General features: G+C 40.8%; 6 protein-coding genes, 2 tRNA genes and 3 rRNA genes. 9 read left to right on the top strand and 2 right to left on the bottom strand.

Going from position 1 to position 16,097, the window contains the following annotated elements:
- The 9 genes from QHH19_02870 to QHH19_02830 form a co-directional block, all read left to right on the top strand.
- Positions 1 to 468: ribosomal RNA gene (locus QHH19_02870) — 16S ribosomal RNA — on the top strand; the annotation flags it as partial.
- A gap of 112 nt (positions 469 to 580) precedes the next feature.
- Positions 581 to 652 (top strand) — tRNA-Ala (locus QHH19_02865).
- Positions 653 to 817: 165 nt separating this feature from the next.
- Positions 818 to 3,744: ribosomal RNA gene (locus tag QHH19_02860) — 23S ribosomal RNA — on the top strand.
- A gap of 58 nt (positions 3,745 to 3,802) precedes the next feature.
- Positions 3,803 to 3,921: ribosomal RNA gene (gene rrf, locus QHH19_02855) — 5S ribosomal RNA — on the top strand.
- A 613-nt stretch (positions 3,922 to 4,534) separates the two neighbouring features.
- Entirely contained in the window at positions 4,535 to 5,128 is a 594-nt protein-coding gene (locus QHH19_02850; protein ID MDH7517266.1) for a carboxypeptidase-like regulatory domain-containing protein, read from the top strand.
- A gap of 291 nt (positions 5,129 to 5,419) precedes the next feature.
- Complete coding sequence (locus tag QHH19_02845; protein ID MDH7517265.1) at positions 5,420 to 8,245, top strand: DUF2341 domain-containing protein; 2,826 nt, start codon at positions 5,420 to 5,422, stop codon at positions 8,243 to 8,245.
- 153 nt (positions 8,246 to 8,398) lie between these two features.
- A complete protein-coding gene (locus tag QHH19_02840; GenBank protein ID MDH7517264.1) occupies positions 8,399 to 9,814 on the top strand; it encodes a C25 family cysteine peptidase in 1,416 nt (471 codons plus the stop codon).
- Between the two features lie 86 nt (positions 9,815 to 9,900).
- Positions 9,901 to 11,712, top strand: coding sequence for a caspase family protein (locus QHH19_02835; protein ID MDH7517263.1), 1,812 nt, complete (start codon positions 9,901 to 9,903; stop codon positions 11,710 to 11,712).
- Between the two features lie 31 nt (positions 11,713 to 11,743).
- Entirely contained in the window at positions 11,744 to 13,897 is a 2,154-nt protein-coding gene (locus QHH19_02830) for a S8 family peptidase (GenBank protein ID MDH7517262.1), read from the top strand.
- 63 nt (positions 13,898 to 13,960) lie between these two features.
- Here QHH19_02830 and QHH19_02825 read toward each other — a convergent pair whose 3' ends face one another.
- Complete coding sequence (locus QHH19_02825) at positions 13,961 to 15,790, bottom strand: PKD domain-containing protein (GenBank protein ID MDH7517261.1); 1,830 nt, start codon at positions 15,788 to 15,790, stop codon at positions 13,961 to 13,963.
- A gap of 78 nt (positions 15,791 to 15,868) precedes the next feature.
- Positions 15,869 to 15,941 (bottom strand) — tRNA-Asp (locus tag QHH19_02820).
- Positions 15,942 to 16,097: the final 156 nt, after the last annotated feature.

Raw genomic sequence — 16,097 nt, 5'->3', positions numbered from 1 at the left:
GTTCGTACCGTAGGGCGTTCTGTTAAGTCAGACAACGAACGAGACCCTCATCTTTAATTGCAACTGGTAAGTCCGCTTATCAGGCACACTAAAGAGACCGCTGGCGATAAGTCAGAGGAAGGCGAGGGCAACGGTAGGTCAGTATGCCCTGAATCCTCCGGGCTACACGCGCGCTACAAAGGCTAGGACAATGGGCTCCGACACCGAAAGGTGAAGGTAATCCCGAAACCTAGTCATAGTTCGGATCGAGGGTTGAAACTCACCCTCGTGAAGGTGGATTCCGTAGTAATCGCGGGTCAACACCCCGCGGTGAATATGTCCCTGCTCCTTGCACACACCGCCCGTCAAGCCATGCGAGTTGGGTCTGAGTGAGGATGTAATTTTTGTTACATTCGAACTTAGGCTTAGCGAGCGGGGCTAAGTCGTAACAAGGTATCCGTAGGGGAACCTGCGGATGGATCACCTCCTACGATAAAAAAAATGGTTGGGTAGTTCAAAAACACTAAAAACATACGTCGACAAAAAATATATTAACCGCTACTGGCTCACCCACTGACACAAAATTATTTGTTAAAGGGTTGGGCCGGTAGATCAGCGGAAGATCGCCTGCTTTGCAAGCAGGAGGCCATGGGTTCAAATCCCATCCGGTCCATCGCGATTTTCCATTCAAATAACTAGCTCATATAAAGAACGCCATCTTATTCTGCAGAGAATAAGATGGTAAGGACATAGACTGGTATCTTCGCAAATATATTTCAGTCGATGATTGTCCCATTGCAAAATGTGCAATGGATTGCATACGCAACCTGGACGTTAATTGGGCCAGTGCTACGCCATTTGGTGGATTGCTCGGTTCGAGTGCTGAAGAAGGTCGTGCCAAGCTGCGATATTACTCCGTGTAGGCGCAAGGAGCCTTTGATACGGAGATCACCTAATGGGACATCCTGCCGTTTCGACGGCATTCACCTTGTGTGAAGAGGAACCTGCCGAACTGAAACATCTTAGTAGGCAGAGGAAAAGAAATCAATTGAGATTGGGTTAGTAAAGGCGATCGAACACCCAATAGGGCAAACCGAATCCTATAGCGAAGAGTTATAGGAGATGTGGAGTTTGGACTCATTTACTTCCAAACTGGCTAACTCGAAGTCCCCTGGAACGGGGCGCCTTAGAGGGTGATAGCCCTGTAGAGGTAAACCAGTGGAAGATTTTTGGGTATCCAGAGTAGCGTGCGTTGGATATCGCGCGTGAATACGGGAGGCATAAACTTCCAACCCTAAATACAACTCGAGACCGATAGCGTAGTAGTAGCGTGAGTGAAAGTTGCAAAGTACCCCTCGCGGGAGGTGCAAAGAGCATGAAATCAAATGGTCACAGACTTATAAGGCATGAAAGCAGCGAAACCAACTCTGTTGGTGGAGTAGTGTCTTATTATCCGTTCTGAAAAACGGGCCAGGGAGTTCCTGGTAATGGCGAGGTTAAGGATGAAGAATCCGTAGCCATAGCGAAAGCAAATGTCCGCAGGTAACGAGGGACAGGGTGTGCTCGCCTGTAGTCATTACCTGGAGACCCGAAGCCAATCGATCTATGCGTGGCTAAGTTGAAGCCTCGTGAAAACGGGGTGGAGGACTGAACCGGTTCTGATGTGCAAATCGTTCGGATGAGCTGCGTATAGGGGCAAAAGACCAATCTAGACTGGCAATAGCTGGTTCCCCCCGAGACTACCCGCAGGTAGACCTCTGATGAGATGGATTGCGCGGTAGAGCACCAATTGGATGTTTAGGGGAAGAAATTCCTCGGCATCTTGTTAAACTCCAAATGTGCAATCATCGTAGATTCAGGGTAGCTAGGGCATCTGGGGTAAGCTTGATGTCCAAAAGGGAAACAACCCAGCCTTACGTTAAGGTCCCTAAGTATTAACTAAGTGTCATAGAACAAAGAGTGTTTATAACCTCAGACAACCAGGAGGTTGGCTTAGAAGCAGCCATCCTTTAAAGAAAGCGTAACAGCTCACTGGTCGAGGTTATATGCCTTGAAAATGGACGGGGCTAAGTTAATCACCGATACGTAAGCACTCCTAAAAGGAGATTGAGTAGGGGGGCGTCGTGCGTGGGTAGAAGCCTGGCTGTGAGGTCAGGTGGACCGCGTTCGAACGAGAATCCTGGATAAAGTAGCAGCAATAGTAGAGTGGGAATCTCTACCACCGGAAGGGCTAGGGTTCCTCGACGATGATCATCAGTCGAGGGTTAGTCGGTCCTAAGGCTTGTCTTAACCGAACAAGTCGAAAGGGAAACAGGTTAATATTCCTGTACTCTACAAACATTTGCCTCAGTTTTGACGCATCAGGGTAGACCTTGCAGACTCGTCTGTCTGTTCAAGCGTATTAGTTCAGGGGAGTACCGTAATGGTGAGAACCTGAATAAAGCGCGAGTAGTCTGTCGCTTTAGACGGATTAGGTTAATCCCAGGTGCCTGTGAAAAAAAATTGGGGATGTAGTTTGTAGATCCGTACCGAGAACTGACACTGGTGCCCCTAGCTGAGTAGGCTAAGGTGTTTCGGCTTAATCCAGGCGAGGGAATTCGGCAAATTGGCCCCGTACCTTCGGTAGAAGGGGTGCCTGCTTTGTAGAAAGCAGGTCTCAGTGACTAGGGCGCTCCGACTGTTTAATAAAAACGTAGGAGACCGCAAGTCCGAAAGGATGTGTATGGTCGCCGAATCCTGCCCAGTGGCGGTATCTGAAAACCTCGTTCAAGGGGACGAAGGACCGCTAAACGGCGGGGGTAACCATGACCCTCTTAAGGTAGCGTAATACCTTGCCGCTTAATTGGCGGCTTGCATGAGTGGCTTAACGAGAGCGCTACTGTCCCCGCTTGGAGACCGGTGAAATAGACTTACTGGCGCACAGTCCAGTACCTTCAAGAAGGGAGCGAAGACCCCGTGGAGCTTTACTACAGCCTGTCGCTGTGATACGGTATGAGTTGTAAAGCGTAGGTGGGAGCCGTCGAAGCCAGGACGCTAGTTCTGGTGGAGGCGCCAATGGAACACCACCCTATTTTTACCGCGTCACTAACTCTAACAAGGACACCGATAGGTGGGTAGTTTGGGTGGGGCGCCACGCGCTCGAAAAGGTATCAAGCGCGCCCAAAGGTCACCTCAAGGAGTTCAGAAATCTCCTGTGGAATGCAAGGGTAAAAGGTGGCTTTACTCGGATTGGGTCAACAACAATCCGAGTTGCGAAAGCAGGGCCTAGCGAACCAATCAACCTTCTTTATGGGGGTGATTGATAACAGAAAAGTTACCCCGGGGATAACTGAGTCGTCTCCAGCAAGAGCCCATATCGACCTGGAGGCTTGCTACTTCGATGTCGTCTCTCCGCATCCTGGCGGTGCAGCAGCTGCCAAGGGTGGGGTTGTTCGCCCATTAAAGCGGATCGTGAGATGGGTTTAGACCGTCGTGAGACAGGTTTGTTGCTAACTTCTTGAAGCGTTGATGCCTGAGGGGAAAGACCCTTTAGTACGAGAGGAACAGGGGTCTGCAGCCACTAGTTTACCAGTTGTCCGACAGGGCAACGCTGGGCAGCCACGCTGTAAGGGATAAATGCTGAAAGCATCTAAGCATGAAGCCCACCCCAAGACGAGGCATCATAGAACTCGGATAGAAGATCCGTTTGATAGGACCAGGGTGTAAGCATAAAGCTTCGGCGACATGTTCAGCCCGTGGTTACTAACCGTTCATCTGCTGGCTCAGTCGTTAAACAGGTTGCGTACAAAAAAAATTTTTCACATAAACTCTAGGGTAATGGTGGTTTGACGGTCAAAGCGGTGGGGAAACACCCGGTCTCATCCAGAACCCGGCAGTTAAGCTCACCTGCGTAATCTTCGGTACTATGGTGCGCGAGCCCATGGGAAGATTACCCCGCAAGGGGCTGGAACCCTTAGCCTAGGTGGAGAGCCTTGTTTGATTCCTTCGGGAGTCTTATGAGGTAAGCTCCACTGCTTGAAAGTTAGGGGCTCCTGGTACGCTGTCAAGCCACCTTACAATTCACAAATTTTTTTTGTTTTTCTCTTCCCTACGAATTATCTGACTAACAGATATAAACAGCATGAAGGATTCCTCAGATCATGATTCAAGTAGAAAGATGACTTATGTGAGTCGTTTTGTCCGATGATTTAGGGACATGAGCCTTTCGTTTTTCTTTTGTAATGAATAATTTCAAGCGAGAAATTTTTTATTATGTCTGTGTTATTGATAGATCGCTTGGATATTTGCTGTTAAAATCCTTCAAATTTTTTTCTTTTTGAATGTAAGTTGTATCATGAATTACATTGAAGAGATGATTCTATCTGTAAAAAATAGGCTGTTATAGGATAATTGGTCTAAAAAATTTATATAGAAGGTGTTCTATATTATACTATAAACTCCTAAAAAAACTTATAAAGTTTAAGGAGGAAGAGGTGATATAACAAAAAAAGGTTGTTTACGTCCGCCGGTAGCAACAAAAAAATTTTATTATGGACAGGTGGGGGAGGTGAAGAAGATGAAAAAAAGAGCGGTATCAACATTTATCTTGGTTTTAGTTTGTATAATCTTAGCTAGCCCTGGTTTAATGGCTTTAGTTGTTCAACCAAAAACATCTTTGCAACAAACTGCTATAAAAAAGATTATGGTTTCTCTTAGTACTATCTCTATTGATGGTACTGTTTATGGTCTTCCACTTAATGGTACCGGGGCTGTAACAGTTGAAGGTGCTAGTGTTACTTTAATTGGTGGAAAGATTATTGGTGGGATAACTTTTGCTTTCCAGAAAGCGGATAAAACTAATGCAAATGGTTATTACTTTTTTACTGATGTTCCAATAGGGCTTTTCTTGGTGATAGCTCGTAAACCTGATGAATATCTGCCTGGATTTAGATTTGTGAGATTGACTTCGTCGCAGCCAGTTAAACATAATCAGGATATTACTATGATTCGCAAAGGCGGTGGTGGTGGTAGCAGTGAGTCTATGAACGAGTATATGCTTACCTTGGCAGCTGATGAGCAGTTGTTATTACAACAATACATGGATACTTTGTCAGTTGAGGAACAGATTTTGATGCAACAGTCTATGAGTATGATGTTAACCAATGGGTGAATTTTAACATAAGAATTGACAAGAAAAAATAAATCTTCAATGGCGTAAACAAAACTTTGGAACTATAACAAACTTTAAACTCATTCTTTTCATTCATTTCAAAAAACCCAGAAATTTAGGTTCAAAAAATGATTATATATTTCGATATGTTTAAATAAAAAACAACACAAATATATAATATTGCTTGACAAAATCAAGCAAAGATGAGGTGAAGTTTGATTAACACTTTTCAGTGTTGATCAAATAATTAAACCCAAGATAAACTAAATATTAAAAAAAAGGGGGTAGAAGATGGAAAAAAACAATGTTTTGAAAATAGCTGCTGTAGCATTATTTATTATTTTACTTGCTTCTTCAGCAGCGCAGGCTTTTGATCATAAACCAATAAAGGACATAAAAAATTTGTTCCAAAATAAAACAATAGAGTTATTAGACAAAGATGGGAGAGGAGTTTCCTATTGGAAAGATTTTTTTAATGATTCCTCAAAAATCGATCCAAATCCTCCTGGGGCTGGAGCAACAGATAATTATGTTATTGAAAATGGTTATGTTAAAATGAAAAACACTTACCCTATCTGGACTGATCCGTCTTGGACTAGGATGAAACCAATTCAGATAACAAACAACGCAGGGAGTCCAATAACCAACTGTGTTGTTAAAATTAATGTTAGTTATGATTCTGATATGCAGCCTGATTATGATGATCTTCGTTTTAAACATGAAAGTTTACCATCAAGTTGGCTTGATTACTGGATAGAAACATATGATTCAACCAAGGCTGTTGTTTGGGTTGAAATACCTTATTTACAAACTGGAACTAGTAATATGTACCTGTTTTATGGTAACCCCAGTGCTACAAGTGAAAGCAATTTTGATAATGTTTTTTCCTGGGAATACAGGTGGGGGGATGATTATAAGATAACAAATAAACTAAATGTCGAGGGTGCTTGGGATCCGGATGTTGCTTTTGGTAGCAGCAGGTTTTTTGTTGCTTGGGAAGAAGGAACCGTAGTTCCTATTCGACAAGAGATCAGGGGCACTATGTTTGATAGTAGCGGTAATGTTGTTGTATCTGAATTTGAAGTATTTTCAGATGGTTTACCTTATCCTCTGCAATTTAGAAATGAGAACCCGTCTATTGATTTTGGTGGTGGTAAGTTTTTTGTTGCTTGGGAGCATTATGGTGTTTCTCATCCTGTTGATCCTACTTATATGGATATTAAGGGTAGGACTGTTACAACTAGTGGTGGTCTTGGTCCTGTGATTGATATTTGTACTGCTAGTAATTGTCAGGCTGACCCTAATGTTGAGTTTGATTCTGTTAATAATCGTTTTTGTGTTGTTTGGGAGGATGCTCGTAATGGTATGAATAATTACAATATTTATGGTAGACTCTATGATACCAGTGGTAATCCTGTTGGTTCTGAGAAAACTATTTGTACTGCTGCAAATTCTCAGTGTGAACCATGGGTTGCTTTTGATCCTGTACATGAGCAATACATGATTGTATGGGAGGAAGGATTGACAGCTGATAATGGACCTTTTAGCATTAAAGCTGGTCTTTTTGATAAAAATTTAAACCCAGTTGGTAGTACAATTACTATTGCTACTGGAAGTTCTGATACTGATTATAATTTCCCATGTGTGGAATTTTCTGCAGAAGCACAATGTTACCTGGTTACTTGGAATGATGGTGATATAAGTGATGGCGACTGGTGGGGTAACGTATGGGGTAGGATACTGGATTATTCTGGGAACACAATTGTAAATAATTTTATTATTAAAGCTGGTAATTTTGTGAGAACTGACATTGTTAATTATTTGTCATCATCATTTTTTGTCTCATTTGACAATAATGGTGATATTTTTGGTAAACTTGTTCTCTCTAATGGTCAGGTTGTGTCTGGTGATGTTCAGCTTTCTGCAAGTAACTCTGCTGATGCTGACTGGGCGAATATGGCTGTTGGTGAAGGAAAGATTTTTGTTACATGGGAGGACGAGAGGATTGTTAACCAAATTCTACCCTCTGTTTATGGTAATATTTGGCATTTAAATATTCCCTCTGGATCAGAAGTAACATACTCTATTGGTACTGAGAAACAGCTGATTTTAACAGCTCAGGTTACTTCTAAGGTGATAAGCCCTGAGAATCTACTTGCATGGTATGAATTTGGTGTACAATACGCTGGTAGTATAGTTTTTAACATACTTGATAGCAATGGAGTAACAGTTTTGATTTCTAACGCTGGTGACGGCGAGGATCTATCAGGTATTGACCCAGTTTTGCATCCTGGTATTCGTTTACAGGCTTATTTCACTCGTACAAACCCGTCTTATACGCCAACGCTTGATTCATGGAAGGTTGTTTATGTTGGTTTAGATGAAGATCCACCTGAAACAGTGATAAGTAAAATAGAAGGACCATTGGGTTTAAATGGTTGGTATATTGGAAATGTAAAGATAGAGCTTAGTGCAACAGATGGTCAGCATGGCTCAGGTGTTAATCACACGTATTTCAGGATAGATGATGGAGTAGTTCAAGAATATAACAAAGACAACGGCATAAAAATACCTTTAGATGCAACAGGTGACCCAAACACTATGTATGGAGAATGGGATGTTTACTATTGGTCTGTTGACAAAGCAGGAAACGTTGAGCCACCTCAGGGACCACAGCACATAAAGCTCGATAAAGCCCCACCGTACTGTGAAATTTGGGATCCACCAGATCGAGCAAATGTACCTGGACAGGGAGGATTTTGGGTACAAGCAACAGCAACAGATGTTGGCTCAGGAGTTGCTTATGTGGAATTTGATGTTGGCCCACCTTATGAGAGCCCGGTTAGAGTATACAACCCGGATCCACCTGGTTCTAATAACTATAAATGGTGGTGTGATCGTTCATTTGAGAAGAGTCAATGGAGACATATAATTGCTGTTGCGCATGATTACGCTGGCCATGAATACGAAGCAAACATCTATGTGTATTTCCCAAGAAACATTATTGTAAATTATGTACAAACCATATCAGTTAACCAGGTTAACAACAACTTACAGATGCAGGGTACATCAGTAACAATAAAGATAGCTGGTAATCAAAACACCATGAACAATTAATCCCTTTTAATAAAATCTATTTCTTTTTATCCCATTTTTTTAATCTAGATTTTATCAGACAAACAACATGGTTATAGATACATGCGAATATTTAAATAACACAGTTTTTATTATAAAACATCTTTTAATCTCAGGGAGGTAAAAAACTAGTTTATGAGATACCTAGTACTAATATCATTAGTTTTAATCCTTTTGATGCTTTCTAATATAAATACTAATGCGGTTAAACAATCTTCGAAATCATCTGATTCATATGATCTTGTTATCATAGCGCCAAAAGAGTTTTCAAAACTGCTTTCTCCTCTTGTTAAACATAAAAACAATGTTGGTGTCAAAACCATTTTAAAAACAACAGACGAAATCTATAGAGGTTATGTTGGTAGGGATAAACCTGAGCAGATAAAATACTTCATAAAAGATGCTTTGGAAACATGGGGTATAAAATATGTTCTTCTTGTTGGTGGTATGAAAACCGGTAGGCAAAGCTGGTATGTACCAGTGAGATATTCTAATTTAGATGATCGTCAGGATTGGGATATAAGATACATAAGTGATCTTTACTACGCTGATATCTACAAGATGGATGGGGATGGTAAACTGGTTTTTGATGACTGGGACTCTAATGGTAACAATGTTTTTGCTGAGTGGAACTGGGACTCATCGGTGAAAGACGTCCTCGATCTTTATCCTGATGTATGTGTTGGGCGTCTTGCCTGTAGAAACCTGTTTGAGGTTAGAACCGTTGTTAAGAAAATAATCAACTATGAGACCAGGGCTTCCAGTGGGAGCTGGTTTAAAAATATGATAATCGCTGGTGGTGATACTGTTCCCCTTGATCAGGATGGTGTTTATGAGGGTGAGGCTATCACTGATCTCTCATCTAGTTATATGAGGGCTATCAATTTTAATATTACTCGCCTATGGGTTTCTGATGGGAGTTTAAAAAAAAGCCGTGATCTAGTCACAGCGATTAGGAAAGGTGCTGGTTTTGTTCATATCTCAGGTCATGGAACCCCGTTGGTTTGGTCTACCCATCCTGTTGATAATGATACTATATGGATGGATTTACTTTTTACTTTTCAGGTTCGTAGTATTAGAAACGGTGAGAAACTACCAATTTTTATAATTGGTGGTTGCCACAATAATATGTTCGATACCAGCCCTTTTAACATATTGAGGGATTTTAGTAAAGAGGGTTTATCTTATTTTAAATCCTCTGAGGACGAGTCTGGTTCTTTTTGGAAGTTTGAATGGATACCTGAGTGTCTTGGTTGGCGACTGGTTAGTTGTCGTAACGGTGGTGCTATAGCAGCTATAGGTAACACCGGGTTAGGTTTTTGTTATTTTGGTAACTATACTTTGAATGGTCTTGCTGGTTGGATAGAACCCAAGTTATTTTATGAGTATTCAGTCAATGGCGTAGATATTCTTGGTGAGTTGCACACCCAGGTTATAAGAGACTATATCAATGAATTTGATGTGCATAATGACCGCAGTGACTGTAAAACTGTTCAGCAGTGGACTCTTCTTGGTGATCCCAGTCTTAAAATCGGTGGATGCACTAATTAAATTTTTTTGTTTTTAACAAAAATTATTTATATACAATTTCATATATATATCGGCTGTTATTTAAAGCGAGTGGAGTGTCTATGGAGATGAATGGGGAAATATTGTCTTTAACCATCGTTATCCTAATGGTTTTAGGAAGTTTTGGGGCAGCTGGTCAAGTTAGCACACAACATGTTGTGAATAAAAACAGTGATAATATTTTAAATGTAGAATCTCTAGCTGGAGGAAGAAAAGCACTAGTTGTTGGAGTAGCTGATTACCCCCCTGCTGGGCCAGGTGGGCCAGATCTACAATACACTGATGACGATGCCCGTGGGATGAGAGAAGTTCTTAAACAAAATGGGTGGAATGAAAACGACATAACTATTTTTATTGACAGCCAAGGCACAGAAGGTGCTATAACAAATAAATTAAATGAAATAGCAGGACAAACAACTTCAAGTAGCGTATCACTGTTTTTCTTTAGCGGCCACGGAACAAAAGATGGTAATGGTGAAGCAATCTGCTGCTACGACTCATACATGTATGATACCGAGCTTAATGGTATACTAAACAATTTCAACGGCAGGGTCGTAGTTATACTAGACACCTGTTACAGTGGTGGTATGGGTCCACCAGGTTTTAATTTCAACGCAGATGATTTTATCACCAACTTTTTACAGACTTTAGGTGCTGGGAATGAAAACCGTGTTATTCTGATGGCTTGTGCAGCGAATGAATATTCATATGAAACCGATGAACTAAAAAGTGGTGTCTTCAGCTACTTTGTTATAGAAGGTTTCCGGGGGAATGCTGACCAACAGGGCAACAACGATGGTGTTATTACCGCTGAGGAAACATTTAATTACGCGCAACCAAAAACCACAAATTATATGTCCTCTCAGCACCCACAGATGTATGATGGAGATCCTAATAGTGAGGTTACGATCATTGGTGGCGGTGTTAGCAGTGATATAACAGTGACAGTAAACATATACCAAGTTATTGAACAAGATTCCATAGAGGGATGGCCAGGTGATGACCCAGACTGGTATTATACAATCAGAATGTTTTCAAAAGATGTAGCTTTTGTTACAACTGAAATCGGTCCAGAAAACCAAGTTACTTGGACTCCAAATAAAAATTACGTCGTTAAAGTCATCGACCCAGTTGTTGACATTCAAATTAAGTTGATGGAGGACGATTTATTCCTCGATGACCTAGCTGATATCAGTAGTCATCCAGGTGGTGGAGCTGATAATTTCTTGTTTGATGAATGGTTAAACGGAGAAAGACGAGGGGCAGTTTATCATGGGGCATATAACCTAGAGACTGATACTCTTAGCGGAGATGATTTCACAACAGAGAGTGGTTACTATGTTATCACAGGGGAACTAGATGGTGAATCAGGTGATCAAAATGATGCAAAAATTCTGTTTAAAATCACAGACACCTATAATAATGATGATTATAAGCCAAAATTAAAAGTTTATCCGACTTCGATTAGTTTCGGTTCAGTTGGGCAAGGAGAGACTGTAACAGCAACGTTAATCATCGAAAACACAGCAGAACCCGATCCATTTAACCCAAATAGAAAACTTGATTGGAGTATAACCAAGCCTTCCTGGGTTGATGCAGTAAACCCGTCGTCAGGCTCATTATCTGCTGGTCAGAAGAAAGAAGTTGTGGTTACAGTAAACACTGGTGATATGCAACAAGATGATTACAGTGGGGTTCTTAAACTTACTTCAAATGGGGGGAACCAGGATATCACTGTGTCAATAACTGTACCGCGGGATATATCAAATCAAATGTTTTTTGTCAATTATTTACAGAGACCACAGGTTTCACGGTTTCTTTTCTCTAGTTTATTTTTTGATACCAGCAGGATATTAAATAAAGAGGTAATTAAATTATGAGTAATTTGAAAAAATGGGAGGTCTAAAAAAAATGAGAGAGAAAATTGTGGTATCAACCATCATTTTGTTGATGGTTGCTAGTGGTTTTGGGGCTGTTGCTACACAAAATGGGGACAACAATGCTACAGTTGATTATGTGCCTGGTGAGGTTGTTGTAGGTTTCCACAAACAACTAGATGGTTTAGAGCCAATAAATGTTGAGTACATCAACAGTTTTAATGGGCATAACATCAAACAGAAAATTGTTGTTTTAAACGCTGCTGTAATCAGTGTTAACGAAGGGGAGGAACAATCATTCATCAATAGTGTTATTGGTTCTCCTTATGTTAAATACGCTGAGCTTAATTATCTAGTTCATGCTTTTCTCACACCTAATGATCCTCTTTGGGGTCAGCAGTGGGGTCCTAAGAGGATTCATTGTGAAAAAGCATGGGATGCTGGGACTGGTAGCAGCAATGTAAAAATAGCTATTGTGGACACCGGTATCGATTATAATCATGAGGATATCTCTGGTAACTATGTTTCTGGGGGTTACGACTGGGTTAACAACGATAATGATCCGATGGATGATAATGACCATGGGACGCATTGTGCTGGTATAGCTGCTGCGGTTATGAACAACAACAAGGGTATCGCTGGTGTAGCCCAGGTTAAGGTTATGGCTGAGAAGGTTCTCAGTGCAGGTGGCTCAGGTAGTTCATCTAATGTGGCTAGTGGTATAACACATGCTGCTGACAACGGTGCTGATATTATCAGTATGAGTCTTGGTAGTAACAGCCCGTCTTCTGTTATCCAGGATGCCTGTGATTATGCATATAACACGAAGGGTGTTGTAGTGGTTGCTGCTGCGGGTAACGATGGTCAATCCCATGTTAGTTACCCTGCTGCTTATCCTACTGTTATAGCTGTTGGTGCTATTGATACAAGTGATAATAGATGTAGTTTTAGTAACTATGGTGAAGACTTGGAGCTTATGGCACCAGGTTACCGTGTTGTATCATCGATACCTGGTAACGAGTATAAGTTCTTCACTGGTACCTCTATGGCGTGTCCTCATGTAGCTGGTGTTGCTGCGCTTGCTAAGTCATTGTATCCATCTCAGAACAATGTTTGGATTAGACAAAAACTTAGGGACACAGCCGAGGATCTAGGTCAAACAGGTTGGGATCAATACTTTGGTTATGGTCTTGTTGATGCCTCACTTGGTGGCGGAGGAGGACCTAGTAACTGGTCAAAGGTAACAGTAAAGATATATAAGGTGGAGAAAATAGATCCAATCGACTGGGTTACTGGTGGACAGGCAGAGTGGTACTATCGGGTTAGCGTTGACGATAATGCTATCTTTGAATATAATGGTCAAGATGTGGAGATACTACCTGGTTGGTGGATTTTCGACTGGAACAACGAAGACACATGGACGCCAGATAAAGACTATGTTTTTGATGCAAAAAACCTTGAGGTTCAGATAAAAATCAAGCTCATGGAACACGATGGTATAATAGAGGGTGGAGCTGATGATTTAGCTGATGTGAGCGCATACCCTGGTGGTGGAGTAGACAACTCAATAGATGATGTTAGAGGAGCTATATACCAGGGGACTTATAACATTGCGACTAACAAACTCACTGGTGATACAGTTAGGCAGGAAGGTGGGTATCTTACCACCAACGGTGAAGACGATGGTAGCACTACTACAGATGAAAACGATGCCAAAGTCTGGTTTAAAATATCAGATGATTATGAGCCCTCACAACCAAATCTTAACGCATATGGTGACCTTACCTGGAGGGGGATATCACCAGGGTCAACAGTGACATCAGACATTTATGTTGAAAACATCGGTAATCCAGATCCATATGGTCAAAACAAGCTAAGCTGGAAGATAGCTGGGTGGCCAGAGTGGGGAACATGGAGTTTTAGCCCATCAAGCGGCACAGGTCTTAAACCAGGGTCGTTAGTTGATGTCCATGTAACAGTTGTTGCACCTACACTATCAGAGAAAATATTCTCAGGTGTAGTAAAAATCGTTAACACAGAAAACCCAAGTGACTATGTAGATATACCAGTGGAGTTAACAACACCTAGAACATTTATGCATCCGATATTAAACAAAATCCTCCAGCGTTTCCCAGTCCTATGGCATTTGTTTTCACTACTTGAACGCAATATCAAACTCTACAGATGATTTTTTTTTAACTCGGTGAAACAAAACATCTCTACCAACCTATTTTTTCTTTTTTTGGTATATTTACCCAAAAGTTTTTTTCCACAATAAAATAAAACCTATAGCTATAACTATAAATAAAAATTCAAAACCCGGTGTCTTACCGGCGTTGTCTTTATTCTGGTTGTTTGATTGTGTAATGCTTGCATAAGTTGAGCTCGTATTTTTACTTCCATGGCTATCAGTCACAGTTAGGGTTACAGTGTAGTTTCCCGCTCGGGAGTAAACGTGAGTTGGGTTTACTGTTGTACTATTTGTGTAATCACCGAAATCCCATAAATAGGATACTATATTATCCCCATCATCAGGGTCGTGACTATTTGATCCATTAAAAGACAAAGAAACATTCACAACCCCTGAATAAGGTCCACCGGCATCTGCTATAGGTGGGTTATTTTGGTGTGATATCTGTTTTATTGTGAGACCTGTTGTAACCACATCAGACCATGCCCCTTTTGAGTCTTTTACTTTAAATGATATTATGTGGTCTCCAGGTGATAGATCAGATTTGGTAAATATTGCTTGTTCGCTCAAAAAACCATCTATATTGGAACTCCAACTATACTCTATAATTTCATCATCATCTATATCTGTTCCTCTACCTGAAAACGTTATAGTTGTCCCATAGTTTGCACTACTTGGTTTTACTGCTACGATTATAGCAGTTGGTTTATGGTTTTGCTGGCTGGCAGCATTTACTGTGAGTGTTTTTGTTACAGGTGTTGACCATTCACCGTTGTTGTCCTTAACACGAAAACTAATTGTATGTGTACCAACAGATAAACCTGAATACGTGAAATCTTCCAAATTGCTTATCTGCCCATCTATACTCGATGTCCACTCAAATTCTATGATTGTACCATCACTATCTGTTCCATGCCCATTAAAAGAAACTGTTTGTCCCTCTGTTGCTGGGGTGGGGCTGATAGAATCAATAAAAGCAACCGGTTTTTGATTTTCACCAACAAAATACCCGAGAGGACACATATCTTTATTGCTACCACCAGATATATTATATGGTGTGTCACCGATGCCATCACCATTGTCATCTTTACCTGTGTAATCATCCCAGTAGTTACCCCACTTATTATAATTCCAGCTGTTGTTTGTACCAGGATCGTAAGCATTTTGTCCGTTATTCGAGAAATCATTTTTGTAAAAAACATTATTTGATGATTGAGAGATGGAGATCCCTCTTTGGGTATTCCCGTTTAATTTGTTGTTATATATCATATTATTTTGGGATTGATATAGATTGATTCCTATCTGGTTATTCTGAATTTGATTATTGGAAATAACATTGTTTGTTGAAACAACTAGGTTTATGCCGCTACCCTGAGTATTACCGCTTATAGTATTTCCACTTATTGTAACACCGCTGCAGTGGTCAAGCTGAACACCATCGCTTTTTGCACTATTCATTATTTTATTATCATTTATTTCACCAGTGTTAACATATGATAAAGCTAAACAATCAAATCCGGTTCCATGAGCATTTTTTATCGTAAAACCAGAAATCCTAAATTCAATTTCATTTCCATCAGATCCATATGCATACACTACATGTTCGTTTGCCCCACCGCTACCATCTATGATAACAGAAACTTTGCTTTCTCCAACGAGTTCTATGTTTTTTGTGATTTTGAGATGTTCATTGTAGGTTCCGCTGTAAACAAATATCTTATCACCAGGGTCAGCCGCGTCTATCGCCTCCTGAATTGTGGTATAATTGCCCCCTCCGTTTTTATCAACATATATGGTTTTTCCAGCGATGCAAATATTCTCAGATAAAAAAAAGTTAAAAACACTAATAAACAGAGTTAAAACAATTATTCCAGTTATAATTCTTTTCATACTCTCACCACTTAGACATTAGTAAGTATAACAAATAAAAAGACTTATACTTTTCTTACTAACAATATGAAGGATATACGCCCCGGTCGGGATTCGGACCCGAGTCGCGAGCTCGACAGGCTCGCATGATAGGCCACTACACTACCAGGGCAGCTACTTTTTTCTAAGTGGTAAATAAATACCTCTCTTTAATCTTTTCTTTAACATTTTGTGAGCGAGAAATCCCCAGACTTTAGCATGGGGATGAATCGCGCTATTTTTCTTCTAACAAACATTTTTACTTCTGGGCAGGCGCACCCGCCAGAGG

Source organism: Candidatus Thermoplasmatota archaeon (genome assembly GCA_029907305.1).
Classification (GTDB): Archaea; Thermoplasmatota; E2; order DHVEG-1; family DHVEG-1; genus JARYMC01.
The sequence above is the reverse complement of the archived record's forward strand: the minus strand, read 5'-3'. Positions and strand labels throughout refer to the sequence as shown.